The sequence below is a fragment of the Gordonia sp. SL306 genome (assembly GCF_026625785.1).
Lineage (GTDB): Bacteria > Actinomycetota > Actinomycetes > Mycobacteriales > Mycobacteriaceae > Gordonia.
The window spans coordinates 2,773,803-2,797,327 of the sequence record NZ_CP113063.1 but is presented as its reverse complement, the minus strand read 5'-3'; the positions used below and the strand labels follow the sequence as shown (position 1 = coordinate 2,797,327).

25 protein-coding genes and 2 pseudogenes are annotated in these 23,525 nt (G+C 67.7%); 11 read left to right on the top strand and 16 right to left on the bottom strand.

What is annotated here, in order from left to right:
* Positions 1–3: 3 nt before the first annotated feature.
* Both OVA31_RS12815 and rnhA read right to left on the bottom strand, forming a co-directional pair.
* A complete protein-coding gene (locus OVA31_RS12815) occupies positions 4–918 on the bottom strand; it encodes a D-isomer specific 2-hydroxyacid dehydrogenase family protein (protein ID WP_267627042.1) in 915 nt (304 codons plus the stop codon).
* Positions 915–1,376, bottom strand: coding sequence for a ribonuclease HI (rnhA, locus tag OVA31_RS12810; RefSeq protein WP_420714210.1), 462 nt, complete (start codon positions 1,374–1,376; stop codon positions 915–917). The genes OVA31_RS12815 and rnhA overlap by 4 nt, the downstream gene beginning before the upstream one ends.
* Positions 1,377–1,525: 149 nt before the next feature.
* On the opposite strand from rnhA, the gene OVA31_RS12805 reads away from it, so the two are divergent.
* Positions 1,526–2,296, top strand: a complete 771-nt coding sequence (locus tag OVA31_RS12805) for a methyltransferase domain-containing protein (protein WP_267627041.1) — start codon at positions 1,526–1,528, stop codon at positions 2,294–2,296.
* Positions 2,297–2,321: 25 nt separating this feature from the next.
* On the opposite strand, the gene OVA31_RS12800 is transcribed toward OVA31_RS12805, so the two are convergent.
* Positions 2,322–3,542 carry a citrate synthase gene (locus OVA31_RS12800; RefSeq protein ID WP_267627040.1) on the bottom strand — a complete coding sequence of 407 codons (1,221 nt, stop codon included), beginning with the start codon at positions 3,540–3,542 and terminating at the stop codon, positions 2,322–2,324.
* Between the two features lie 99 nt (positions 3,543–3,641).
* On the opposite strand from OVA31_RS12800, the gene OVA31_RS12795 reads away from it, so the two are divergent.
* The 3 genes from OVA31_RS12795 (at position 3,642) to OVA31_RS12785 (ending at position 7,079) form a co-directional block, all read left to right on the top strand.
* Positions 3,642–4,766 carry a citrate/2-methylcitrate synthase gene (locus tag OVA31_RS12795; RefSeq protein WP_267627039.1) on the top strand — a complete coding sequence of 375 codons (1,125 nt, stop codon included), beginning with the start codon at positions 3,642–3,644 and terminating at the stop codon, positions 4,764–4,766.
* 153 nt (positions 4,767–4,919) lie between these two features.
* Complete coding sequence (locus tag OVA31_RS12790; RefSeq protein ID WP_267627038.1) at positions 4,920–6,182, top strand: DUF4185 domain-containing protein; 1,263 nt, start codon at positions 4,920–4,922, stop codon at positions 6,180–6,182.
* 366 nt (positions 6,183–6,548) lie between these two features.
* The gene (locus tag OVA31_RS12785) at positions 6,549–7,079 is read left to right on the top strand and encodes a DUF1697 domain-containing protein (RefSeq protein WP_267627037.1); all 531 of its coding nucleotides are present in this window, start codon (positions 6,549–6,551) and stop codon (positions 7,077–7,079) included.
* 20 nt (positions 7,080–7,099) lie between these two features.
* Here the strand turns inward: OVA31_RS12785 and OVA31_RS24755 are convergent.
* From OVA31_RS24755 to OVA31_RS12760, 5 genes and pseudogenes are all read right to left on the bottom strand, one after another.
* Positions 7,100–8,486 (bottom strand): annotated as a pseudogene (locus OVA31_RS24755) (chloride channel protein).
* Positions 8,483–8,962, bottom strand: coding sequence for a hypothetical protein (locus OVA31_RS12775; RefSeq protein WP_267627036.1), 480 nt, complete (start codon positions 8,960–8,962; stop codon positions 8,483–8,485). The pseudogene OVA31_RS24755 and the gene OVA31_RS12775 overlap by 4 nt, the downstream one beginning before the upstream one ends.
* 71 nt (positions 8,963–9,033) lie before the next feature.
* Complete coding sequence (locus OVA31_RS12770) at positions 9,034–9,570, bottom strand: hypothetical protein (RefSeq protein WP_267627035.1); 537 nt, start codon at positions 9,568–9,570, stop codon at positions 9,034–9,036.
* Between the two features lie 101 nt (positions 9,571–9,671).
* Positions 9,672–10,136, bottom strand: coding sequence for a MarR family winged helix-turn-helix transcriptional regulator (locus OVA31_RS12765; RefSeq protein WP_267627034.1), 465 nt, complete (start codon positions 10,134–10,136; stop codon positions 9,672–9,674).
* Between the two features lie 78 nt (positions 10,137–10,214).
* On the bottom strand, positions 10,215–10,592 hold the full coding sequence (locus tag OVA31_RS12760; RefSeq protein WP_267627033.1) for a YybH family protein: 378 nt from the start codon (positions 10,590–10,592) through the stop codon (positions 10,215–10,217).
* 98 nt (positions 10,593–10,690) lie between these two features.
* On the opposite strand from OVA31_RS12760, the gene OVA31_RS12755 reads away from it, so the two are divergent.
* Positions 10,691–11,578 (top strand): LysR family transcriptional regulator, encoded by an 888-nt coding sequence (locus OVA31_RS12755; RefSeq protein ID WP_267627032.1) that lies wholly within the window; start codon positions 10,691–10,693, stop codon positions 11,576–11,578.
* Here the strand turns inward: OVA31_RS12755 and OVA31_RS12750 are convergent.
* Positions 11,563–12,333, bottom strand: coding sequence for a hypothetical protein (locus tag OVA31_RS12750; RefSeq protein WP_420714019.1), 771 nt, complete (start codon positions 12,331–12,333; stop codon positions 11,563–11,565). The two genes, OVA31_RS12755 and OVA31_RS12750, sit on opposite strands and share 16 nt — an antisense overlap.
* Before the next feature lie 34 nt (positions 12,334–12,367).
* Positions 12,368–12,790 (bottom strand): CoA-binding protein, encoded by a 423-nt coding sequence (locus OVA31_RS12745; protein WP_267627030.1) that lies wholly within the window; start codon positions 12,788–12,790, stop codon positions 12,368–12,370.
* Positions 12,791–12,862: 72 nt separating this feature from the next.
* Here OVA31_RS12745 and OVA31_RS12740 point away from each other — a divergent pair, with 72 nt between their 5' ends.
* The 3 genes from OVA31_RS12740 (at position 12,863) to OVA31_RS12730 (ending at position 15,408) form a co-directional block, all read left to right on the top strand.
* Entirely contained in the window at positions 12,863–13,645 is a 783-nt protein-coding gene (locus OVA31_RS12740) for a sulfite exporter TauE/SafE family protein (RefSeq protein ID WP_267627029.1), read from the top strand.
* A gap of 252 nt (positions 13,646–13,897) precedes the next feature.
* Positions 13,898–15,166 (top strand): HNH endonuclease, encoded by a 1,269-nt coding sequence (locus tag OVA31_RS12735; RefSeq protein WP_267627028.1) that lies wholly within the window; start codon positions 13,898–13,900, stop codon positions 15,164–15,166.
* A 56-nt stretch (positions 15,167–15,222) separates the two neighbouring features.
* Positions 15,223–15,408 carry a hypothetical protein gene (locus tag OVA31_RS12730; protein ID WP_267627027.1) on the top strand — a complete coding sequence of 62 codons (186 nt, stop codon included), beginning with the start codon at positions 15,223–15,225 and terminating at the stop codon, positions 15,406–15,408.
* A 10-nt stretch (positions 15,409–15,418) separates the two neighbouring features.
* Here the strand turns inward: OVA31_RS12730 and OVA31_RS12725 are convergent, their stop codons facing one another.
* The 3 genes from OVA31_RS12725 to OVA31_RS12715 all read right to left on the bottom strand — a co-directional run bounded on the left by OVA31_RS12725 (position 15,419) and on the right by OVA31_RS12715 (position 17,656).
* Positions 15,419–15,763 carry a hypothetical protein gene (locus tag OVA31_RS12725; protein WP_267627026.1) on the bottom strand — a complete coding sequence of 115 codons (345 nt, stop codon included), beginning with the start codon at positions 15,761–15,763 and terminating at the stop codon, positions 15,419–15,421.
* A gap of 217 nt (positions 15,764–15,980) precedes the next feature.
* A complete protein-coding gene (locus OVA31_RS12720) occupies positions 15,981–17,303 on the bottom strand; it encodes an NAD(P)/FAD-dependent oxidoreductase (RefSeq protein ID WP_267627025.1) in 1,323 nt (440 codons plus the stop codon).
* Between the two features lie 56 nt (positions 17,304–17,359).
* The gene (locus tag OVA31_RS12715) at positions 17,360–17,656 is read right to left on the bottom strand and encodes a hypothetical protein (RefSeq protein WP_267627024.1); all 297 of its coding nucleotides are present in this window, start codon (positions 17,654–17,656) and stop codon (positions 17,360–17,362) included.
* A 29-nt stretch (positions 17,657–17,685) separates the two neighbouring features.
* Between OVA31_RS12715 and OVA31_RS12710 the strand changes: the two genes are divergently transcribed.
* The gene (locus OVA31_RS12710) at positions 17,686–18,228 is read left to right on the top strand and encodes a hypothetical protein (protein ID WP_267627023.1); all 543 of its coding nucleotides are present in this window, start codon (positions 17,686–17,688) and stop codon (positions 18,226–18,228) included.
* A gap of 27 nt (positions 18,229–18,255) precedes the next feature.
* Here OVA31_RS12710 and OVA31_RS12705 read toward each other — a convergent pair whose 3' ends face one another.
* Complete coding sequence (locus tag OVA31_RS12705) at positions 18,256–19,749, bottom strand: flavin-containing monooxygenase (protein WP_267627022.1); 1,494 nt, start codon at positions 19,747–19,749, stop codon at positions 18,256–18,258.
* Between the two features lie 119 nt (positions 19,750–19,868).
* Between OVA31_RS12705 and OVA31_RS12700 the strand changes: the two genes are divergently transcribed.
* Complete coding sequence (locus OVA31_RS12700) at positions 19,869–21,098, top strand: PucR family transcriptional regulator (protein WP_267627021.1); 1,230 nt, start codon at positions 19,869–19,871, stop codon at positions 21,096–21,098.
* A 93-nt stretch (positions 21,099–21,191) separates the two neighbouring features.
* Here OVA31_RS12700 and OVA31_RS12695 read toward each other — a convergent pair.
* Positions 21,192–22,283: pseudogene (locus OVA31_RS12695) on the bottom strand (NAD(P)/FAD-dependent oxidoreductase).
* A gap of 135 nt (positions 22,284–22,418) precedes the next feature.
* Here OVA31_RS12695 and OVA31_RS12690 point away from each other — a divergent pair.
* Entirely contained in the window at positions 22,419–22,982 is a 564-nt protein-coding gene (locus tag OVA31_RS12690) for a type 1 glutamine amidotransferase domain-containing protein (RefSeq protein WP_267627020.1), read from the top strand.
* A gap of 30 nt (positions 22,983–23,012) precedes the next feature.
* Here the strand turns inward: OVA31_RS12690 and OVA31_RS12685 are convergent, their stop codons facing one another.
* A complete protein-coding gene (locus tag OVA31_RS12685) occupies positions 23,013–23,498 on the bottom strand; it encodes a PPOX class F420-dependent oxidoreductase (RefSeq protein WP_267627019.1) in 486 nt (161 codons plus the stop codon).
* Positions 23,499–23,525 lie beyond the last annotated feature (27 nt).

Sequence of the window (23,525 nt, the reverse complement as noted above, 5' to 3'; positions counted from 1 at the left end):
CGGTCAGTAGTCGCTGCCCGGCGTGACGACCGCCAGGAGCTCCTCGCCGGCCAGGAATCGCCGGATGTTCTCGGCCAGCCACGGCGCCATCGTGCGGGTGAGTCCCGACGACGGGTTCGCGACGTGCGGCGTGATGATGACATTCGGCAGTGACCAGAGCGGGTCGTCGGCGGCGGGCGGCTCAGGGGCGGTGACGTCGAGCGCAGCCCCGCCGATCCGCCCCTCACGCAGCGCGGCCACCAGCGCGGCCTGATCGACCAGCGGTCCCCGCGCGACGTTCACGACCCAGGCGTGGGAGGGGAGCGCGGCCAGCGAGTCCGCGTTGATGAGGTGACGCGTCTCGGCCGTCGCCGGTGCCGCGAGCACCACGTGGTCGGTCTGCCCCCACACCTCGCCGGTGCGGTCGGCCGGCAACGTCAGGGCCGCACCGTCGACCGGTCGGCCGGACCGGTTCACCGCGATCACGTCGGCACCGCACGCGGACAGGCGCGGGATCAGCGACGCGGCGATCCCGCCTGCACCGATGATGGCGACCGTCGAACCGTGCAGCGAGCGGACCGCGGTGTCGATCGGCTCTTTGTCCCAGTGCCTGAGCACTGCGGTGTTGACCTGCCGCAGGCCTGCCAGCAACAGGGTCAGGGCGTGCTCTGCGACGTTCTCGGCGTAGAAACCCGACGCGTTGGTCCAGACCCGGCGGTTGTCGATGACCCCGGCGGAGACGAACTCCTCGATGCCCGCGGTCTTCAGGGCCACCCATTCGACGTGGTCGGGCAGGTCCGGGAACTCCGCGCCGGTGCCGATCCACACGAGCACGCGAGCCTCGTCGATCCCGACCACCCGCCCACCGGCGCCCTCGACCGCCGCCACCAGGTGCTTATCGGGCGTGGGTTCGACGGCGACCGGCAACGGCTCACTCATCGCAGGCCCTCGGCGATCTGCCGGGCAGCCGTGGTCGCGAGTTCGTCGGCGATCTCGTTGTAATGGTCGCCTGCGTGACCCTTCACCCATTTCCAGGTGACCTGGTGCCGCTTCTCCTCGTCGATCAGGCGCCGCCACAGGTCGGCGTTCTTGACCGGCTTCTTGTCGGAGGTCTTCCAGCCGTTCCGCTGCCACCCCGCGACCCATTTGGTGATGCCGTTGCGGACATAACTCGAGTCCGTGTAGAGGATCACGGTCGACGGTTTGGTGAGCGCGGCCAGTGCCTCGATGGCACCGGTGAGCTCCATCTTGTTGTTCGTGGTGTCCGGATCCGAGCCGGAGATCCGCTTCTCGTGCTGCCGGTATCGCAGCACCGCGCCCCAGCCGCCCGGACCCGGATTGCCCAGGCACGCGCCGTCGGAGGATATCTCCACGACGTCGGTCGAGCCGGGCGTCACGGTGTCGCTCGGGGTCACGATCTGCGGGTCGTCGAACACGGCGTCTGTCACCCAACGAAGGGTACTGCACCCCGTTCCGCGGTCGTGCCGACCGCATTTGTCATCCTTCGACCCTGCTCGTCGCGGCCCGCGCGCACTACCCTGGGGTCATGCAGACCTGGGATCCGGACCGCTACCTGCAATTCGCCGACGACCGTGCGCGCCCATACCTCGACCTCATCGCGCAGATCCCGACGGCACCGTCGACGATCGTCGATCTCGGTTGCGGTCCAGGTCATCTCACCCGCCACCTGCGCGCGCTCTGGCCCGAGGCGCAGGTCCTCGGCATCGATTCGTCGGCCGAGATGATCGACAAGGCCATCCGCGAGAACACGGACGCGCTGGCCAATTACGACATCGCGGAGGCGTCCGAGTGGGCGCCGAACCAACCCGTCGACCTGATCGTCTCCAACGCGATGTTCCAGTGGGTGCCCGACCAGTTCGACGTCATCGAGCGCCTGCTGGGACATCTCACCGACGGCGGCGTCTTCGCTCTGCAGGTTCCCGACAACGGCGAGGCCCCCACCTACCGGTCGCTCCTCGAGCTCGCCGACGATCCGCGATTCGCCGAGCAGCTATCCGGCGTCCGGCGGGTTCCGCGCTTCGGTCCGCTCGAATACCTGGCCTTTTTCACCGAACGCGGCTACTCGACCAATGCCTGGTCAACGACCTACCTGCATGTGCTGCACGGCGACGACCCGGTGTACGACTGGATCTCCGCGACGGCCGCGCGACCGTTCCTCAAGGCCCTCGACGACGACTCCCGGGAGGTCTTCGTCGCCGAACTCAAGGATCGGCTGCGGGCGGCCTACCCGGCGAAGGCCTGGGGGACGGTCCTGCCGTTCCAGCGGACCTTCGCGGTGGCGGCACCGTCGGCCTGAGCGACTCGATGCCGGCCGTGCAACATCACCTCGCGGCAGGCCGTACCCCGGAGTAGACGCCCTCCGGCCGGAACCGCAGGCGGCGCTCGTCGTACTCCTCGAGGGCATGGGCGGTCCAGCCGGCCATCCGGGCGAGCGCGAAGATCGTCTCCGCGGCGTCCGGCCGCATCCGGTATCGGAGCGCGAGGGCGGCGAGCGCCAGATCCGAGTTGGGGAATGCCGATTCGGGCAGCTGACCGCGGATCGCCTCCACGGCAGGCACCACCCGCGGGTCACCGCCGTCCGAGTGCGCCAGCAGGTCCATCAGGAGCTCCGCCCTCGGGTCCCGATGCCGGTACACCACATGGCCGGTGCCCGGTATGTCGTTGCCCAGGTAGAGGTGCTCGGCCACGGCTCCGGCCGGGTCGTCGAGCGCGGCCGCGAGAAAACGGTGGGCCAGGGTCGTCGCACCGCCGTGGACCGGTCCGTCGAACGCGCCGAGTCCCGCGCCCAGCACCGCGTAGATGCTGCCGCGCGCGCTCGCCGCCACCCGCGCCGCCACGGTGCCCGCCGACATGTCGTGATCGGCGAGCAGTACGAGAGCGACGTCGAGCTGTGCGGTCTTCTGCGGCGACGACGGGTCGTCGGTGAGGCATGGCCACAGGCGCTCGGCGATCGATCCCGGGTGCCCGGTCCCGTCACCCAGGACGTCCACGCACGCACCGATGACCCTGGCCGCCGTGCCGGCGACCGTTGCCGGATCGCGCCGGTGCCGGTGGGGATCACGCGCGCCGAGCACGTCGACCGTCAGCCGGATCAGGTCGAGTCCCCTGGCCCGCGGTCCGCCGGCAGTTCGGATCACGGCCGTCGTCGTGGCGTCTGCACCGGCCGAGGGCCACGCGCCCTCGTTGTCCCACAACAGGTTCGCCACCTCTTCGAAGCCGCGATCGGCCAGGTCGACGACGTCGTGTCCCCGATAGAAGAGCCGGTCGTCCTGCAGGAGGGTCAGCCGGGTCCGAATCCGCTCGACGACCCCCGCGGGCGCACGCCGGGGCCGGCCCTCGACGACGCCCTCGACCTCCTCCACCGCGAACACACTCCCGTCGACGCCGTCGATGCGGACACTCGTCATCCGCCCTCGACTCACGTACGCATAAACGGTGGCCACCTTGACACCGAGGAGCCGCGCCACCTGCTCGGTGGTCAGGTAGTCGCGGCCGTCATGGTGGATCGGCTTCGGGAATCGTCGCGTGTGCGTCCGTGCCATATATTGATCAAATCAACATTGACCGCACCGATCAACATCACGCATCGTGAGCGAATGGCACACCGAACGGGATTGCCACGCAGGAGAGGTGGTGTCGTGATGGACCAGTTGATCGCACCGGAGGGGCTCGCGAATGTCGTCGTCGCCGACACCGAGATCGGCGACGTGCGCGGGAACGAGGGTTTCTACCACTATCGCGAACACTCGGCGATCGACCTCGCGCGGACGCGGACCTTCGAAGAGGTCTGGTACCTGTTCGTACACGGCACTCTGCCCACGCGCGCCGAATTGTCCCGGTTCCGTTCTGCGACTGCGCCGCTGGGCGCGCTGCCCGACGAACTCGCCGGCCTGCTCCGCACCGTCGCCCTGCTCGGCGACGAGCGTGACACGCTTGCCGGCCTGCGCACCGTGCTGTCGGCCGCCGGACCCGCCGCGCACGCCGCCCCACTGTGGGAGAGCGACCCGGAGTCGGTCCGGCAGGATGCGATGCGGGTGGCCGCCCTGACCCCGACGATCCTGGCCGCGTTGCACCGAATCCGCATCGGCGAGGAGCCGATCGCTCCCGATCCGGACCTCTCCGTGGCCGCGAACTGGCTCTATCAGGTCACCGGGCGTCGGCCCGAACCCGTCCATTCCCGCGCGATCGAGCAGTACCTGATCGCGACCGTCGACCACGGTTTCAACGCCTCCACGTTCACCGCCCGGGTGATCGCGTCGACCGGCGCAGACGTCTATGCAGCGGTCTGCGGCGCGCTCGGCGCCTTCTCGGGACCGCTGCACGGGGGCGCGCCCGACCGCGCACTCGACGCCCTCGACGAGATCGCCCGCCACGGTGATGCGGCCGCGTGGGCTCGCGAGCAGGTATCCGCGCACCGCCGGATCATGGGTTTCGGTCACGCCGTCTACCGGACCGTCGATCCGCGGTCGGAACTGCTGCGGTCCATCGCCGTCGAACTCGGCGGTCCGACCGCCGAGCAGGCCGTCGACGTGGAACGCGAGGTGGTCGAGGTGCTGCGCGAGGCCCATCCGGATCAGCCGCGATATGCCAATGTCGAGTTCTACGCGGGTGTGGTGATGGACGCCTGCGGGGTGCCGCGGTCCATGTTCACCCCCACCTTCGCGGCGAGCCGCGTCGTCGGGTGGTGCGCCAACATCGCCGAACAGGCCCGGTCCCGCAAGATCATCCGGCCACGTGCGCGATACGTCGGGCCGCCACCGCTGTGACCAGCGATCAGGTGAGCCCCCGACACACGTCCTGGGGTGCGACCGGAGCGGTGGCCGGGTAACGCCTCAATCTCGGTTCGGCTCACAACCTGTGGAGGAAGGACGACTTCTGCAACACTGGCGACACTTGTCACAAGCCCCCAGGGGGTACCGATGTCCGGTTGGCGGATGCTCATCACCGGGACGACGATCACGGCAGTGGCGCTCACCGGTGCCGTGTCGGTGTCCGCGCCCGCCCATGCCTCGGTGTGTAGCGCCGTCGGATTCCACGGCGGCGACGTCGGCAGCACCGGGAGCGCCGGGTCGAGTCAGATCGGCCTCGGCAGCATGGACTTCGGCAGTTACCGGGCGGGCGGCAAGAAGCCGCAGGGACCTCTCGTCAAGCTCCGCGGGGCGAGCACGGCGATCCAGTGGGTGACCGGACCGCGCAGCCCCAACCGCACCGACCAGCGGTTCTCCATCACCTCGACCGACGTCGGCGTGCCGTGGGACAACGGGTCCGGGCAGGTTCTGATGGCATTCGGCGACACCTGGGGCAGATGCGCGGGGCAAATGGTGTGGCGGCACAACACGATGCTGCGCAGCAACGGCAACTCGAACCTCGACAAAGGCATCACATTCCCGAACGCCATCCCGGGGGCCGTCCGGTCGGGAGCGTCGGTGACGCCTGCGCATCCGACCTTCGCGCAACCCATGCTCAACGCGATCGCGGTCCGCAACACCGAGGTCGGCAAGATCCCGACCGGCGGTATCTCGATCAACGGCGTCCAGTTCATGAGTTACATGTCGATCCATCAGTGGACCGGCCCCGGCCGGTGGGTGACCAATTACTCGGCGATCGCGATCTCCGGCGACAACGGGCAGACCTGGGCCACCGACAACAACACCGTCCGGGCCAACCTCGAACTGACCGTGCCGGGCATCACTCAACTCGCCCAGGGACACGGACGTTTCCAGATGGGCGCGTTCCTTCGCTCCGGCGGCTACGTCTACCAGTACGGCACACCCAGCGGGCGGCTCGGCGCGGCTTTCGTCTCCCGGTTCCGTCCGGCCGACATCCTGAACCTCAACCGCTACGAGTACTACCGGGGCGGCGGGGCGTGGTCCCCCCGCCCGATCGATGCAGTGCCGATCGTCCGTCAGCCGATGAGCGAGATGTCGGTCATCTACAACGGGTACCTCAAGCGGTTCGTCATGCTCTCCGAGCGCGCCGGGAACATCGTGCTCCGCACCTCCCCGACGCCGGTCGGGCCGTGGAGTGGCGAGAAGGTGATCGTGCCTGCCGCGCAGGCCCACGGGCTCTACGCACCCTTCATCCATCCACGGTCCACCGGCCGGTCTCTCTATTTCGTCGCGTCCCGCTGGGACGACTACAACGTCATGCTCATCCGGACCGATCTGGCGAAGGTCCGGTGACAGCTCGCGGTGATCGTCGACGAATCATGCCGATGCCGCTGTCGGATCGGCGGCGTAACGTCGGCAACAGTTGCCACTCAGTGAGGAGTGTGATCATGGGTCAACCTGTCCCACCTCCGCCGCCGCCACCGGAACCGGTTCCGGCGCCCGAGCCGATCCCCGAACCACCCCCGGAGCCGCCGATCCCGGTACCGGAACCCGAGCCGATCCCCCAGCCTGGTCCCGAACCCGAGCCGGGACCAGGACCGGGACCGGGACCGGGACCGGGACCACAGCCCGGACCGGGGCCGAATCCAGGACCCCCGCAACCGGATCCGCCGCCGCGGCCGGTCATCATCTGACCGAGCCCACCCACCGAGGAGAACCATGCCGCGACGAGTGGTACTGATCCGTGCGATCAATGTGGGCGGCGCGAAACTCCCGATGGCCGACCTACGGGCAATGGCAACCGAACTCGGCGCCACCAAGATCTCCACCTACATCGCGTCGGGCAACCTGCTCTGTGATCCGCCCGGTGCTGTCGACGAATTCGACCGGGCCCTGGAGGCGGCGATCACCGAACGCTTCGGCTATACGCGGGAGGTGATCAGCCGGTCCCGCGACGACCTCGCCGCCGCCCTGGCGGACCATCCCTTCGCTGTCATCGACCCGAAGTACTCGTACGTGTATTGCCTCACCGGTACACCTGACGCCGCGAAGATCGCCGAGTTCGAGAAGCGCCCCTTCGGCGACGACCAGTTCACTGTCATCGGCGACGACCTCCACATCAGATTCGACGGGGGCGCAGGCGGCTCGAAGCTGACCGCGCCCGTGATCGCCAGAGGCCTGGGAGTGCAGGGCACGGGCCGCAACCTCAAGACGGTCCGCAAGCTCATCGACCTCGCCGACGAGGACTGAGCCCGTGGCCGGATCACCGATCAGGCCGTCGACGGCGGGTGATCTGGCACAGCCTGTTTCCGCAACATCCGCACCCGCAGGGCGTCGTAGATGGGCTGTGAGCGCAGCAACGAGGCGACCACCACAGCCATCGCCCCCGACATCAGCATCGGGATCGTGACGGTGGTGACCGCGGTCATCTCGATGACGAGCACCAGTCCGGTGAACGGCGCCCGCACGATGGAGGCGAACAGCGTCGACATGCCGACCAGCGCGAACGCTATGGTCAGGTCCGTGTGCAGTCCCGGCACCACCACCTCGGTGACGCGACCGGCGATGAGCCCCAGCAGTGCGCCGAGCGCCAGAATCGGCGCGAAGATGCCGCCGGGGGTGCCTGCCGCGTACGACACCGGGCCCGCGATGAAGCGCACCGCGACGTAGAGGATGACGACGGGTAGCGCGAAACGCTGTCCCGCCAGGATGAGATCGGCGAGCCCGTCGCCGCCACCCACCACCCACCGGCTCGGCAAAGAGCAGCGCACCGACGGCTGCCCCGATGAGTCCGGCCTTGACGATCGCGGGTACACGCCGGACCCTGTCGAAGCCGTCGAGGCACACCAGGATCAGCTTGTTGTAGACCACGCCGAGCAGACCCACCACGAGGCCGAAGACGGCAAAGATCGGCAGCGTGGTCAATGACGGTGTCGCAACCGATCCGACGTGGGTGAAGTCCGGCTCGTTCCCGAGGACCAGCCGACTGGCGCCGACACCGATGGCGACCGCGACCATCGTCACGATCGCCTCACGCAACCGGAAGGTCTTGGTGACCTCCTCGAAGATGAAGAACACCGCGCTGATCGGCGCATTGAAGGCGACCGCGAGTCCGGTCCCCGACAACACCGTCTGCAGCAGCCGGATCTCGTCCTGCGCACGGTGTGCGAGCCGCCCTGCGGCGGCACCGATCGCGGCCGCCATGTGCACCGTGGGGCCTTCACGGCCGAGGACCATGCCCGCCACGCCGACCGAGAGCAGCCCACCGACGAACCGGGCAGGCACCACCGACAGCGGCGGCGGATCGGATTCCCCGCGGTCGACGGCCTCCACATGCTGGATGCCGCTCCCCGCGGAGAGTGGTTGCCATCGGGCGATCGCCGCCGCCCCGGCCGCGGCGACGGCCGACACCGCGATCGGGATCAGCCACCCCCACGCCGAATGCCCGTGCGCCCAATCGACCACGTCGCCACGCCATCGATCGGTGTGTTCGAGGAGCCACCGGAAGGCACCGCCCACGAATCCGGCGAGCGCGCCGGCGATGGCGGCGAGGACGAGGATGACCCAGAGCGTGCGGCCGGTGAGGATGTCCTCGGTGACTCCGGCGTGGGCAGACGGCTCGTGGTCGGGATCGCCCGCATCACCCTGCGCCGTCATGCGCCGACGAGTGCCGACGTCACCTTCTCGAGGTCGGCGAGCTGAGTCTCCTTCGGCGCCTCCCACAGCTTCCGAGGGAGTTCTTCGAGTACCAGGATGGCCGATTCGGCGGCCTCCAGGCGGGCCGACCTGTCCTCCTGATCGGCGACCTCCGCGGTGGCGATCAGCTTGTCGTCGAGGTCGAACACGGCGTCGTCGAGGCGATCTCGGGCCGCGACGAGGTCCTCATCATGCGGTATCGCCGGATTGGCGTGCACATCGGCGATCGCATACCGCACGCGCTGATGCAACAGTGCTTCCTTGGAGGTCGCCGACGTCCATTCGACGGGTGCACGACCGGGCTTGCCCGGGATCAGATCTGTGGAGCGAGCGAACTTCTTGACCCGTTTGTCCGAATCCCAGGCGAACCACGCTGCGCCGCCCAGGATGAACAATGCCACCACGACGGTGATCACGATGACCAGGATCGCAATCACGCCGCTCACCTCGTCTCTGCGATCGTCGGCTCAGCCATGTGTCGACCTTAGCCGCCGGCACTCGGACGACGTCAGCGGCGCGGCACCTGGCAGTACCGCTGGACCGGCAGCCACGGACCGAGCGATCCGAAGTCCGGCAAACTGCTGCTGGTGGTCAGGTAGCGGTTCTGGATGGCCAGCTTCGCACCGAGGAATCCGCCTCGCAGTCCCCAGAATTCGACGACGTGGGCGATTTCCACGCGCGCGCGCCGGTCACCGGTCCACACGCTCGCTCCCCGGAACTGCACCGGCTTGCTCGGCAGGAGTTTCTGCCAGCCCGACCAGGTGACGCCCGCCATCGGCACCGCCCGTCCGTTGATCAGGCGAATCGGCCGGGTGCGGATGTTGGCACCTGGGCTCCGATCGGGCGACAGGACGGTGAACGACGTGTCGCGCGCGGTGAGCCCGTTCGGTGAGACGCGACAGTCGGCTTGTTTGGCCAACAGCACCTGTCCGGTCTGACCGCGTTTGACATCGATCTGGGCGTTGGCCACGGAGCCCGCTGCGAGCACTGTCGCGAGCAGAACGCCGAGGGTGATCAACATGACACGGCATCGAGAGTTGCTCATGATTCGCCTCCTCGCGGCGATCGACGACAACTGGTTCGACGCTAACACCGCCGGGCCCACCGCGTGACCTGTCTCGACGACCATCTGGCGACCTCGATTCGTCACCCGTCCGACTCGGCGCGCAGAGCTGCGGCGTTCACCCGGGTCAGGACCGCATGTAGTTGTTCGAGGTCGGACATGTCCGACCCGAGTGCCGAGACCACGGCCTGCGGGATGTCGAGCGCCTTGGTGCGCAGGTCACGGCCGGTGTCGGTCAGCGCGACGTCGACGTTGCGCTCGTCGTCGTCGCGGCGCTGTCGGATCACCAGCCCGGACGCTTCGAGCCGCTTCAGCAAGGGCGACAACGTCGCCGAATCCAGTTGCAGCACATGTCCGATGTCCTTGACCGCCCGTGGCGACGTCTCCCAGAGCGCCAGCATCACGAGGTACTGCGGGTGGGTGAGGCCGAGCGGTTCGAGCAGTCGGCGGTAGATCTTGAGGACCGATCGGTTGGCGACGGCGAGGGCAAAGCAGACCTGACGTTCGAGGAGTAGCGGATTCTCGTCGACCGTCGCTCTGTCGCCCATTCGCCTCACCTCTCGACTGCACGTGCTCACCCGAGTCTAGAGCAATTCGGTCGTGCACGATCAGTTCGCGGCGTCGCGTCAGCTGGTCGGTGTCTGGAACTCCGGCTGGTCGATGATCCGCACCCACGAGCCGTCGTCCTGCCGTGCGACGACCTGTGCGCGCGCACCCGCACCATCGCGGGGAGGTGTCGACGTCAACGCCAGGTCGTCGCCGAAATACAGCGTCGGCAGGGGCGCTTCGGGGACGAACGTCGGGTTGTGGGCCAGCACCGAGGCCCACAGCTCCCGGATTGCCGCGCGACCACGCGTCACCTCGCCCGGCGGGTAGGCCATCACGGCATCCGGGTGGTAGAGCGATGCGACGGCGTCCGCCTCACCGGCGTTCGAGAACTCGACGAACAACCGAGTGATGTCCTCGGGGGTGGTGGCCCTCTCGGTGGTGCGTCGATCGGACATGTGACTCCTCCTGGATGTCGTTTCGTGTCACTCCACCATCGCGCTGCCCACCTAAGAAGTCCAACTGATTGTTGATATCGGGACTATCATTTCAAATTATGGAACTCCGTCAGCTCGAGTACTTCGTCGCGGTCGCCGCCGAGTCGGGTTTCACCACCGCGGCGGCGCGGGTGCGCACCACCCAGCCGAACATCAGCGCCCAGATCCGCGGGCTCGAACGTGAACTCGGCGCCGAGTTGTTCGATCGGTCGGGACGTCGGGTGACACTCACCGACGCCGGCCGTGCCGCACTGCCTGCCGCACGTGACGCACTGACCGCAGCCGAGTCGGTGCGACAGGCGGTGGCCGAGGTGAACCAGGTGGTGCGCGGCCACCTGTCGGTCGGGATGGTCGACGGGTGCACGGTCCGACCACTGTTCACCACACTCGGACTCTTCCGCGATCGCCACCCGGGAGTGGGACTGTCGCTCACCGAGGACGCCTCGGACGGACTGGTCGCGCGGGTGCTGCGCGGCGAACTCGACGTCGCGCTGGCCGGCTATGCCTGCGACCTCCCCGACGGTGTCGACGAACTGTCCGTGGTGCGCGAACGTGTGGTCGCCGCGCTCCCCCGCGACCATCCGCTCTGCTCGAAAAATATTCTGTCCCTTCGCGATCTACGCGGCCAACCGTTAGTGGGCCTACCGCGCGGCGCTGGCATCCGGACCGCGTTCGACCGGGGCGCCGGCGACATCCGGATCTCCCTGGAGGCGTCGTCGCCCGATGCCGTCGTCGAACTCGTCGCGAGCGGGTTGGGCATCGGGGTGCTGAGCGAGTCCATCGTCGCCGAGCGCGCCGACGCCGTGACCGGGCGCCCGATCCGCGGGGTGAATGACCAGGCCTCGCTGGGCTTCGTGTGGCGCACGCCCGCCGGGCCCGCGGTGCACGCTTTTCTCGCACTCGCCCGCCGGGAGTTCGGGTTCGACATCGATCAGGCCGTGTCCTGAACCTCGCCCGGGGTGCGCTGATCTCGGCCGGCAGGACCCGAATCCTGGCCGGTCGGTCGACCTGCGACGAGGTCCTCGACGTCGAGTCCCCATGACCCGTACCGGGAATCGAACGTCGTCGCCCGAGCGGTCGCCTTGGCCAGCTTCTCCGGTGAGTAGCGTTTGCGCGCCCATCGCGACCGCGGCCGCGCCAGGCGAATCGCACCGATCCACGCCACCGGCGCGATGAACGCCCCGATGGCCGCCGTCGAGTACTTGCCCTTCGCGACGCAGATCAGCAGACAGGCGATGGCGATCGGCAGGTTCACCGACAGCACCAAGGGGCCGACGGAGACCTTGTCGTCGTCGTCGGACTGCAGCGGGTTCACCCCGAGTACCGACAAACCCAGTGCCGCGATGGTGAGACACACGACCTGGACCGAGAGCTGTCCCTCGCGCGCCCAGTAGACGTCCTGCATGTGCAGGATGAGCGCGAACTCGTCGAGCACCAGCGACGTCCCGATGCCGATCAGTACCGCACTGATCTCGGCACCCGGCGAGGACCCGTCGACCGCCACCGAGACGAACGCGCCGCCCACGGTCAGGATGATGCCGGGCACCGCGTGATGGATGTGGACTCCGCCGCGCACATTGTTCTTGAACGGACCTCGACCGGCCCGGATGAGCCGGGTGATGAGACGCGTGACGAGGAACGTGACCACGAACGACAGGAAGAGCAGGAACAGCGGCAGCCGCGCCCCGGTGATGTCTGCCATGTCGAAATGCATCGCGATGCGGGGCGCGCGTCGGTCAGGACTTCGGCGCGACGAGGCCGGTGCGTCGTTGCTCGATGATCAGGCAGCGGTCCTCGACGTAGAGCAGCCCGGCATCCTCGGCGATCGCACGAGCCTCCTCCGATTCGATGCCCAGCTGCAGCCAGAGCGCGGTGGCGCCCGCCTCGACCGCCTGCCGCGCAACCTCGGCGGCGTCCTCGGAGGGACGGAACACGTCGACCAGGCCGACCTGCTCGGGGACGTCGGCCAGGGTGCGGTAGACCTTCTGGCCGACGATCTCGTCGGCATACGGATTCACCGGGATGATCCGCCACCCGTGCTCCGCCATGTACGCGGGAACCTCGTTCGCGGCCTTCGACGGATTGGCGCTGGCACCGACGACGGTGATGGTGTCGTAGGTACGCAGGATCGTTTCGACGACCTCCTCGGTTGTGCTCATGGGTCGAGTCTAGTGTCGCGCGGCGCCACCCCGGCGACATCGGGACATCGCCGGCAGGGCACTCTCGTCTGGGTGACGACCTGGGAACTGCTCGCCGTGCTCGTGGCCGGCGTCGGGGCGGGAGCCATCAATGCCGTGGTCGGCAGTGGCACCCTCATCACCTTCCCCACGCTGGTCGCGTTCGGGGTGCCACCGGTGAGTGCGACGATGTCCAACGCGATCGGTCTGGTCGCCGGCGGGGTCTCGGGCACCTGGGGGTATCGACGCGAGTTGTCGGGCCAATGGCCGCAGCTCCGCTGGCAGATGCCCGCGTCGTTCTTCGGGGCCATTCTCGGTTGCTGGCTCCTGCTGCATCTGCCCGAGACGGTCTTCGAGGCGATCGTGCCGGTGCTGTTGGTCGCCGCGCTCTTCCTGGTGGTCGCGCAACCACGAATCCAGAAATGGGTCGGACATCGTTCCGTCGGCCCGGATCACCCCACCGTGACCCTCACCGGACCCCGGATCGCTGTGATGGTGACCGCCACGTTCGCGGTCGGCGTCTACGGCGGGTACTTCACTGCCGCCCAGGGCATCCTGCTGATGGGTGCACTCGGCGTGATCGTCCCCGACGACCTGCAGCGGATGAACGCCGCGAAAAACCTTCTCTCGCTGGTGGTCAACGTGGTGGCCGCGGTCACCTACACACTGGTGGCCTTCGATCGGATCGACTGGGCGGTCGCCGGGTTGATCGCGATCGGATCACTGTTCGGTGGCGTCCTCGGCGCGCGTTACGGGCGGCGACTGTCGCCGGCCGCATTGCGCGCGGTGATCGTCGTGGTCGGCCTCATCGGTTTGTGGCGGTTGCTGACGACCTGAGTGTCGCGCCCCCTCCGGCGCGTTGAGTAGGTCGCCAGGAACGCCCGTGCCCGCCTCATCCCGCTGGTTGAGTAGCCCGCGAGGAACGAGCGTGCGTATCGAAACCAAGCCTCCACCAACACTTGCCAGCCGATCTTGTCGGTGGGTCCGGATACGCTGTTGTCAGTTGATGGTGATGCGGGTTGTCGTTTCCTATGACGGGCAGATGTTGTTGGTGTCCTGTCGGTTTCGATCTGCGAAGGCCCCGCTGTCGTGTTCTCGTGCACTGATCCCGATGCCGCCGATGCGGCGATCGCGTCGGCATCCTCGACCGCCGTCGGCGCTGCCGCACGCGAACATCTGCGTGCGAGCCGCCAACACGAAGCCCGCGCACTACTGAGCGCCTTTCGGCTCGGCCAATCGGTGTATGACGACATGTTGGTGTCGTTGAGCACCACACAACAGATGACGGTGCGGGGCGCCGCCGACAAAGCCGCCGTCGGCGAGATCTCCCTGCAGCTGGGATTCTCCCGAACCAAAGCCGGCACCTGGTTCAACCTCGGCGACGCCCTGCAACGGCTACCCAAGATCCGGATTGCCTATCTGGCCGGCGACTTCAGCACTCACCGCATGTCGAGGATGGTGTATGCGGTTCAGGCCGCACCGGAGGGAGTGGTCATCGACCCGGTACCCGAGTCGCCGGCCGACCACTCGGATACGCCCGACACCGCCACCCCCGACGCCGATCTCGAGCCCACCTGGGATTTCGAGGATGTGGCGTTGGAGTTGGGGGCGCGACCCACCACGGACACGGTGTTGCGGGATCAGTTGGCCGAGGCGGTGATCAGCCTCGATCCCGAAGGCGCCGCCCAGGCTCGTGAAGGGTTTGGCGAGGCGTGGCAGAACCTGACTGTGAAGGCTGATTCGTCGGGGCACATGAACGTCGATGCGTGTGTACCTGCCGAGGACGGAGTGCACCTCTCACAGCGGATCGCCGCGTTGATCGCCGCCCGCCTGTGCCGCCGCGATCGGCGTCGGCTCGGGCAGCAGCGAGTGATGGCCTTCGCCGAGATCACCGGTGTACCCGGTAAAACCCTGACCTGCCGGTGCGGACGCGACGACTGCCCGAACACCCCCACACCTGACCCGGACCTGCCAGATCCGGTCGATCCGAGCGGGTATGGCACCGAAGGTGTTTCGACGGACGCCGACGTGCCCGAGGCCGAATCAGGCAGCGAACCACCGCCGAACCCGCCCACCTGGACACTCGTGTCCGATCCCACCGGCATCGCCGTACCCCGACTACGCGGCTACGGCGCCATCGACCCCGCACTGGCGGCAACCCTCGCCGAGAGCTCCACGCTGATCGCCGTTCCCGAGGAGGCGCACAGCCGACCGTCGGGGCTGATCGTCGTCGGCGACCGCGGCCCCGCACCACCGGTCGATCCCACCGGGCACGGCGGCCATCAGCATCCACCACCGGGGCCCTGTCTTACGCACCCTCGCCACGGTTACGAAGTCAGATCCTGTTGTGGGATCTGACATGTCGATACCCGTACTGCACCAGGCCATCTCACGACTGTCAGCTCGACCATCTCGTGAAGTTCAACCATGCCGACCCACAGGCCGGCGGCTGGACCCTGCCCGACAACATCATCCCGCTCTGCCGCCCCGACCACCACCGCAAACACCTCGGACCATGGCTCCCCACCATGCACACCGACCGCACCATCACCTGGCACAACCCGACCACCGGAGAGGAGATCATCACCTACCCACGATGAACGGTCGTCCCTACCGAGACGCCGGCGGAGGCTTGCCCAACAGCGACCACCAGTACTCCTCGGGAATCTCTTCCCCCGCGCGGAGCACCTTGGCGAGTCCTATCGCCATGAAGATCCCGAGAACCCCGAGCCACAGGCCGGACAGCGAGATCAGTGTCCACGCGATCGCGACCGCAAACGACCACGGAGCGAGGATCAGCAGAATCGGCGCGAAGAAGAACCCCACCGCCACGAACCAGTACGAGCCCCAGCGGTCGCAACGCATGACGACCGTCAGCCAGCGTGGGCTCGACGCCGTCGGTGCGGCGGTGGGAACCGGGACAAGATGCGGGACAGGATCACTGTGCGATGTCATGCGACCTCCTCGATGCCGTACCTCAATACTCCGACGAGGACGTCATCAAATCCACTACCTGCGAGGTAATGGATTCGCACGACCACCGTGTCGACGGCGATCGAACAACCACTTGACCTCAACCGTCGCGACCGCTGACCCAGATGGCACCTCAGCGCAACCCCGAGCAACCCACCGACGTCGTCCCTCGCTCTGGTGTCATCTGGGACACGGCTGCTCAGCGATACGGCTGGCGAGCTGTCTCCGGATCGCCGTACGTGATGGCCCGCTCCCGTCGGGAGTCGGTCAGCAGAGTCGCACTCCAATTCATCACGGTGCCCATGCGGTTACGCATCCCGGCGAGAAAGGCGATGTGGATGACACCCCATGCCAGCCAGCCCAGGTACCCGGACAGCTGCAACTTCCCGGCCTGCACCACCGCATGCCGACGGGCGATGTACGCGGCACTGCCCAGATCGTGATAGCGGAATGCGGCTCGGTCGGTGCCGCCGCCGGCGAGATGGGCGATCACCGCCCCGACGTGCCGTCCACCCTGCATCGCCACCTCGGCCACACCGGGCAGCTCGTCGCGGGAACTCATGTCGCCGACCACCCACACCTCCGGATGCCCCTGCACCGAGAGGTCCGCCTCGACCGGAATCCGCCCGCCGCGGTCCTGCTCCACACCGAGGGCGCGGGCGAGCGCCCGGGCAAACGGCACCGCTTCCACGCCGGTGGTCCACAGGGCGGTCTTGGCCTCGTAATGGGTGACCTCGTGCGGCTCCGACTTGGTGGTGGTCTCCACCTGGTCGGCGGTCACACCGGTCACATGGACCCCGAGGTGGGTCTCGACCCCGAGGTCGTCGAGGGTCTTCTGCGCACGTCGCGACAGGGCAGGACTGAACGACGGCAACACCCGGTCCCCGCCGTGCAGCAGGAGGACTCGCGCCTCACCGGGATCGATACTGCGGAACTCGTTCTCGAGCGCCAGTGTCGCGAGTTCGCGGATCTGTCCGGCGAGCTCAACCCCGGTCGGACCGCCCCCGGCAACCGCGAACGTGAGCCACGGACGCCGCTGGGTCGCGTCCGGGAGGGACTCGGCCAGCTCGAATGCGCCGATGATCTTGCGGCGGATGGCCAACGCATCGTCGAGGGTCTTCATGCCCGGAGCGAACTCCGCGAAGTCGTCGCACCCGTGGTAGGCGGTACGCATCCCGGCCGCGACCACGAGGTGGTCGTAGGGGATCGTCATGGTCGATCCGTCGGGGCGCTCGACCGCAACGGTCCGCGCGGCCACATCGACGTTCTTGGCCTCACCCAGCACGACCTTGGCATTGCGTTGACGTCGCAGCAGGTGCCGGATTGGACTCGAGATCGCACCTTGGGACAGCAGCCCGGTCGCACATTGGTAGAGCAACGGCTGGAACAGATGGCTCGTGCCGCGGTCGACAACGGTGACCTGGACATCGGCCTTCTTGAGGCGCCGAGCGGCATGCAGGCCACCGAATCCGGCACCGATGATCACGACATGGGTTCGGCCGGTCTCGCTACTAGTGCGCACAACTCACGATTGTTCCAGAACGCAGGCGCGGGGATCGGCCGATCATGGTTGTCGACTCAGCCCTTGCGGGTCACCGCATAGGTGCTCGCGGCGGTTGCAGCGGTCACCGCGAACACCGACGGCCAGGCCCCGATCTTCTTGGCGAGCGGATGCGAAGCGCCGAATGCACCGAGGTATCCGGTCAGCAGACCCGCCGCGGCGACCGGACTCTGCCGCGCCCATTCCCGCGTGCACCAGGCGCCCGCAGCGGCAAGTACCACTCCGCCGAGTTCGCGGCGACCGGTGAATCGCGCTGCGGCATAGCCACCGACGAGGCCGGCGGATGAGACCAGGACTGTTGGGTTGACGCTCATGGCGGCCAGAATAGGCCCACAATATGGTCATGACCGAACCAGGTGCCCCTGATCCGATCAGCTCGGGCAACCCCGTCGACATCCCTCCACACATGGCGGTGAGTTACCTCAAGGAGCGCGTCTACGCAGCCTTCACGGGATTGGCGATCGTGCTCGTGATGTACCGGGGATCAGACCACTACGACCCGCCCTACGCGTTCGAGATCCTCGCCCTGGGCGTGGTCGCGGTGGTCCTGGCCGGTTTCGCCGCCGATGGCATCGCCTACCTCGCGGTGCACCGGCATTTTCCCGTCGGCGACGACCTCCGAATCATCGTCGGCATCGCCACCGGCGCTCTCGGCACGCTGATCTTCCCGCTCATCCTGATCACCCTCGCGTGGCTCGACGTCCTGCAACTCCACACCGCGCTGCTGATCGCCGCCTACATCTACCTCGCGACGCTCGCCCTCATCGGCTGGCTGGCGGTTCGCAAGGCCGAGATCACCTGGTGGCAGAAGCTGGCCGCACTGGTCACGCTCGTGCTGATCGGCTTCGTGGTCCTCGCGATCCAGGTGCTGGCGCACAGCCACTGAGTTGCTGCCCGGTCACACGCTGTCCGGTCACACGCCGACGGACTTACCCGCCCGATCATGTGCACCGGAGAAGTGCAGGTGTTCGTCCTCGACGTCGCCGCGCAGCAACCGCCGATCGGCGTAATAGCTCATCGACATCACCCACGGCGCCTCCGGCCCCTGTTTGGGCAGCGTCGCCAGCGCGCGCTGCACATAACCCGCGCCGAAATCGAGGAGCGGTCGGGTCGGCATCGCCGGGTCGGCGACGGCCCAGACACTGTCGTATCCGTGGCGGTCCAGGTAGGTGAGGAGCTGGCAGAAGTACTCACACAGCAACCCGATCTTGAGCGTCCACGACGCGTTCGTATAGCCGATGGCGAGCGCGAAATTGGGGACCCCCGAGAGCATCATGCCGCGGTAGACCACCGTGTCGGGCAACGAGACCGGCCTGCCGTCGACGGAGAGGTCGATGCCGCCGATGATCTTGATGTTGAGGCCGGTGGCGGTGACGACGATGTCGGCCTCGAGTTCCTCACCGCTCTCGAGCAGCACACCTGTCTCGGTGAACGTCGCGATCCGGTCGGTGACGATCGACGCCTTGCCCTTGCGGATCGTGCGGAACAGGTCAGAATCCGGCACCACGCACAGTCGCTGGTCCCACGGGTTGTACGGCGGATTGAAATGCGTGTCCACCGGATAGCCCTCGGGCAGCTGGGATGCATTGATCTTGCGGATCATCCGGCGTGCGACGGACGGGAACCGTTGACACAGCTCGAAGAGCAGGCGCTGCTGCGCGACATTCTTCTGCCGGGTCAGCGCGTATCCGCGCTTGTCGCCGAGGACCTTCTTGAGGGCGTTGGCGATGGCGTCCTCACGGGGCAGCGGGATGATGTAGGTCGGTGTCCGCTGCAACATCGTGACGTGTTCGGCTTCGTCGGCCATCGCCGGCAGCAAGGTCACCGCGGTCGCGCCACTGCCGATCACCACGACGCGCTTGCCCGCGTAGTCGAGGTCCTCCGGCCAGTGCTGCGGGTGCACGATCTGGCCCTGAAACCGCTCGCGCCCTTGGAATTCCGGGGTGAAACCCTCGTCGTAGTCGTAATAGCCCGAGCCGCAGAAGATCCAGCCGGCACTGATCCTGGTCCGTTCACCGGTGTCCCCACGATCGATCTCGACGAGCCATCGCGCGTCGTCGGACGACCACGCAGCCGACACGACCCGATGCTGATACCGGATGTGCTCGGTGAGGCCGTTCTCGTCGATGGTCTCGTGGAGGTAGTCGAGGATGCGTGGGGCATCGGCGATCGCCTGCTTGTCCGTCCACGGCTTGAACTCGTAGCCGAACGTGTGCAGATCCGAATCCGACCGGATGCCGGGATAGCGGAACAGGTCCCAAGTACCGCCGGCTGCGGCGCGCGCCTCGACGATCGCGAACGACCTCGCCGGGTGCTCGGTGGTCAGATATCGGGCCGCGCCGATACCCGAGATCCCGGCACCGACGATCAGGACGTCGATGCTCTCGGTGGTGGTCGAAGTGGTCACCCGGTGCTCCTGTGGTCGCTCGCGGTCATGGTGCTCCTACCAGCATGCGCAGCCACACAGCCCGACGCCAGGGGCAAAGTGCAACAACGACCGGAGGCTCATGGTGCAGAATTGTGCGCATGACAGTCGGTACGTCGGACTGGCCGAGACCGTCGGAACGGATTCGAGAGCTGTTGAGGCGGGGCGCCGAGACCGCCCTGAACCCACCCGACGAGTGGATCGAGGAGATGCACGCGGCCGCGCTGGGCGGGGTCCGGATGACGACGGTCGCCGACGACCCGGTACTCGCCGAAGGCGCACGCCGCACCAACCTCGCCAACATGCTGCACTGGGCGGCCGCGAACATCCACGAACCCGGCCGCCGGGTCTCGGTCAACCTCACCGACGACATCCTCGACACCGCGCGCGACCTGGTACGACGTGGGTTGGGTGAATCCTCGCTGGACTCCTTTCGGACGGCCCAGACAGTGGCGTGGCGCCGCTGGATGGACATCTGTTTCGGCCTCACCGACGATCCGGCCGAGCTCCGCGAACTGCTCGAACTGTCGTCGTTGTCGATCTCGACGTTCATCGACGACACCGTCGCGGCGATGTCGGCGCGGATGGAGGTGGAGCGGGCGGATCTGACCCGTGGGACCCACGCCGAACGTCGGGCGACGGTCGCATTGCTCCTCGAGGGCGCACCGATCCCGGCGAGCCGCGCGCAGACACAGCTGGGTTACCGGCTCAGCGGTCCGCACATCGCGGCGGTGATCTGGAGCGATGCGGGCAGCGGCGCCGCCCATGATCTCGAGGCCGTCGCGGATGCGGTGACCAAGGCGACCGATCACCGGGAGCGACTCACCGTTGTCGCGAGCGCCGCGGCCCTGTGGATCTGGTTGCCGACGAACTCCGTGCCGACGATCCGGACGATCTCCGATCACCCCCGGGTCCGTGTCGCTTTCGGACGACCCGGACATGACCTAGACGGATTCCGCCGCAGTCATTTCCAGGCACTGGCGACGCAACGCCTCGTCGCGCAGCTGGCCTCCCCACAGCAGGTCGCCCGTCACGAAGATGTCCGGCTGGTCGCCTTGCTGACCACCGACCCGACCACCACCGAGGAGTTCCTCACCGACACCCTCGGCGATCTCGCCGTCGCCGAGGGCGACGTGATCGAGACGGTGCGCACCTGGATTGCCGAGCAGTGCAACACCTCTCGCACCGCCGAGCGGCTGTATGCCCACCGCAACACCGTCATCCGACGTCTGGCCAGAGCCGACGAGCTCCTCCCCCGACCGATCGGCGAGAATCTCGTCGACGTGGCCGCTGCCCTGGAGATCCTGCGCTGGCGCCCGAACGACCGCTGACAGCAACGCCTTTCCCGCCGACAGCAACCGCATCCCCGCCCACGGCAACCCCATCCTCGCCGACAGCAACACGTTTCCCGCCCACAGCAACCCTCACCCCGCAGCGCCCAGCCGATCGTCGGCGGTGAAGCCCGGCGGCACCCGCCCGTCCCGTACCGCGGCTGCCGCGGCCTCTCCGATCACCGGCGCATGCTTGAACAAGTTGTGACCCGCCACCGCGAACACCCGGCCTTCCCGCCAGATCGCCACTCCGTCGTCGCCCCAGGGCAGACCGGTCACCCAGCAATGCACGACATCGCGTGGCGTCGGGTCCATCCCCGGCAACGCCCGCTCGACGTATTCGGCTGCCGCAGAGGCCAATCGAGTGAGACGAGGGCCGTCGTCGATTGCGCCGTCATCGTGTGCCTCGACGTTCTCCGACAGTCCCAGCCCGTATCCCGAGCGGTCCGGGTACGCGGCCGCGTACACACCTGTGGCACCGAACGCACCACTCCCGTCCTGCAACGTGGGGAGCCGATCCACACGCCCGCGAGTCGCGAACGACACCCGCACGTGTGCGCCGAGTCGCACCGGCAATGCCAGGCCGACGCCACGGGCCAGGGCAGCGGTGCCACGTCCGGCGCAGATGACCACCGCGCCGTGCTCACCGAGCGTCGTCGGAGCATGCACGGTGACGCCGTCACCGCGGTGATGAAGGGAGATCACCTGTTCGGCGACGATCCGGTCCGCGAATCGCGACCGCAACGCCTCGATCGCCGCCCGGGTGTCGATGGAGCCGCCGCCGGGATCGAGCATCGCGTCACCGTCGTAGTCGGCGAGAGCCGGAAGAAGTTCGCGCAATGTTCCCCGATCGATCGCCTCGGCGGGAACGCCCGCCTCCCGGAGCAAGGCCAGCCGTCGGGGGACCGTGCCACCGAGCGCGAGCGCACCGTCGTCGGATACCAGCAGGGTGCCGAACGCATCCGACCAGTTCCGTCACTGCTCACGTGCCCGCACCGCCAAGGCGATCAGGCGCGGATCGTCGTGGGCATGGCGAAAGATCCTCGACTGCCCGGCGGACTGGCCTCGACCCGGCACCCCTGCCTCGTACACGGTGACCGAAAGACCTTGTTCGGCAAGCTGATATGCCGTCGACAGACCGATGATCCCGGCTCCGACGACGGCGACATCGGATGTGACAGACATGGCGACCACGCTACGCCCGCGGTTACGGCTCGACAGCCCACGCGACCGGGGTACGGTCGAGATCAGCAGGGTCTGTCCAACAGCGCGGCAGGCGGTCAGGGGCCCCTTCCCCATCACGCCGAGAGGACACAAGTCATGCCCGAAGAACTCAGCGGAATCACCGTCGCCTTCCTGGTGGCACCCGAAGGCACCGAACAGGTGGAACTCACCGAGCCGTGGAAGACCGTCCAGGCAACCGGTGGAACACCGAAACTTGTCTCGACGGCGAGCGGAACCATCCAGGCGTTCGATCACCTCGACAAGGCCGACACCTTTCCGGTCGATGCGACGACCGACACCACCAAGGCCGACGAGTACGACGCGCTCGTCCTGCCCGGCGGAGTGGCCAACCCCGACTTCCTGCGCACCGTCGACAGCGCGGTGGCATTCATCAAGAGCTTCTTCGACGCCGGCAGACCCGTCGCCGCAATCTGCCACGCGCCGTGGACGCTGATCGAGGCCGACGTCGTCCGCGGCCGGACCCTCACGTCCTACCCGAGCGTGCGCACCGACCTCACCAATGCCGGCGGCACCTGGGTCGACGAGGAGGTCGTGGTGGACAGGTCAGGTCCGAACACGCTGATCACCAGCCGCAGGCCCGACGACCTGCCCGCCTTCAATGCCTCGTTGGTGACCGAGTTCGCGAAGGCGCGCACGTGACCGGACTCGGGGACCCCGGGGTACCGCCCCTCACCCGTCCTGCTCGTCGAGTCTGGTCGCGACGTCGGCCGGGAACCCGCCGGTTGCCACCGGCCCCCATCGGGTCGGCGTGACCCGGATCAACGACTTGCCCTGCAACCGCATCGCGGCACGGTACTCGTCCCAGTCGGGATGCTCACCGGAGATGCTGCGGAAGTAGTCGACGAGGGCGTCCTCGGCCTCGGGCATGTCGAGCACCTCGGCATCGCCGTCGACCTGCACCCACGCGCCGTTCCACTCATCCGACAGCACGCACACACTCACCACCGGGGTGTGCCGGACGTTGGCCGCCTTGGCCCGTCCCGGGTATGTGGAGATCACGATCCGGCCCTCGTCGTCGACGCCACCGGACACCGGCGACATCTGAGGTGTGCCGTCGCTGCGGACGGTGTTCAGCACCATCCGATGTCGCGGGCGGATGAAGTCGAGGAGAGCGGAGCGGTCGACGGAATCAGACGTCGCAACGGTTCTGGCCATGGCTTCGACCCTACGCGCGGGAGCACC

What these genes read in the sequence shown, in the direction of transcription:
- OVA31_RS12815 (WP_267627042.1), bottom strand. Translation starts at nt 918, where the DNA reads ATGAGTGAGCCGTTGCCGGTCGCCGTCGAACCCACGCCCGATAAGCAC.
- OVA31_RS12805 (WP_267627041.1), top strand. Translation starts at nt 1,526, where the DNA reads ATGCAGACCTGGGATCCGGACCGCTACCTGCAATTCGCCGACGACCGT.
- OVA31_RS12800 (WP_267627040.1), bottom strand. Translation starts at nt 3,542, where the DNA reads ATGGCACGGACGCACACGCGACGATTCCCGAAGCCGATCCACCATGAC.
- OVA31_RS12795 (WP_267627039.1), top strand. Translation starts at nt 3,642, where the DNA reads ATGGACCAGTTGATCGCACCGGAGGGGCTCGCGAATGTCGTCGTCGCC.
- OVA31_RS12790 (WP_267627038.1), top strand. Translation starts at nt 4,920, where the DNA reads ATGTCCGGTTGGCGGATGCTCATCACCGGGACGACGATCACGGCAGTG.
- OVA31_RS12785 (WP_267627037.1), top strand. Translation starts at nt 6,549, where the DNA reads ATGCCGCGACGAGTGGTACTGATCCGTGCGATCAATGTGGGCGGCGCG.
- OVA31_RS12770 (WP_267627035.1), bottom strand. Translation starts at nt 9,570, where the DNA reads ATGAGCAACTCTCGATGCCGTGTCATGTTGATCACCCTCGGCGTTCTG.
- OVA31_RS12765 (WP_267627034.1), bottom strand. Translation starts at nt 10,136, where the DNA reads ATGGGCGACAGAGCGACGGTCGACGAGAATCCGCTACTCCTCGAACGT.
- OVA31_RS12760 (WP_267627033.1), bottom strand. Translation starts at nt 10,592, where the DNA reads ATGTCCGATCGACGCACCACCGAGAGGGCCACCACCCCCGAGGACATC.
- OVA31_RS12755 (WP_267627032.1), top strand. Translation starts at nt 10,691, where the DNA reads ATGGAACTCCGTCAGCTCGAGTACTTCGTCGCGGTCGCCGCCGAGTCG.
- OVA31_RS12750 (WP_420714019.1), bottom strand. Translation starts at nt 12,333, where the DNA reads ATGGCAGACATCACCGGGGCGCGGCTGCCGCTGTTCCTGCTCTTCCTG.
- OVA31_RS12745 (WP_267627030.1), bottom strand. Translation starts at nt 12,790, where the DNA reads ATGAGCACAACCGAGGAGGTCGTCGAAACGATCCTGCGTACCTACGAC.
- OVA31_RS12725 (WP_267627026.1), bottom strand. Translation starts at nt 15,763, where the DNA reads ATGACATCGCACAGTGATCCTGTCCCGCATCTTGTCCCGGTTCCCACC.
- OVA31_RS12715 (WP_267627024.1), bottom strand. Translation starts at nt 17,656, where the DNA reads ATGAGCGTCAACCCAACAGTCCTGGTCTCATCCGCCGGCCTCGTCGGT.
- OVA31_RS12710 (WP_267627023.1), top strand. Translation starts at nt 17,686, where the DNA reads ATGACCGAACCAGGTGCCCCTGATCCGATCAGCTCGGGCAACCCCGTC.
- OVA31_RS12700 (WP_267627021.1), top strand. Translation starts at nt 19,869, where the DNA reads ATGACAGTCGGTACGTCGGACTGGCCGAGACCGTCGGAACGGATTCGA.
- OVA31_RS12690 (WP_267627020.1), top strand. Translation starts at nt 22,419, where the DNA reads ATGCCCGAAGAACTCAGCGGAATCACCGTCGCCTTCCTGGTGGCACCC.
- OVA31_RS12685 (WP_267627019.1), bottom strand. Translation starts at nt 23,498, where the DNA reads ATGGCCAGAACCGTTGCGACGTCTGATTCCGTCGACCGCTCCGCTCTC.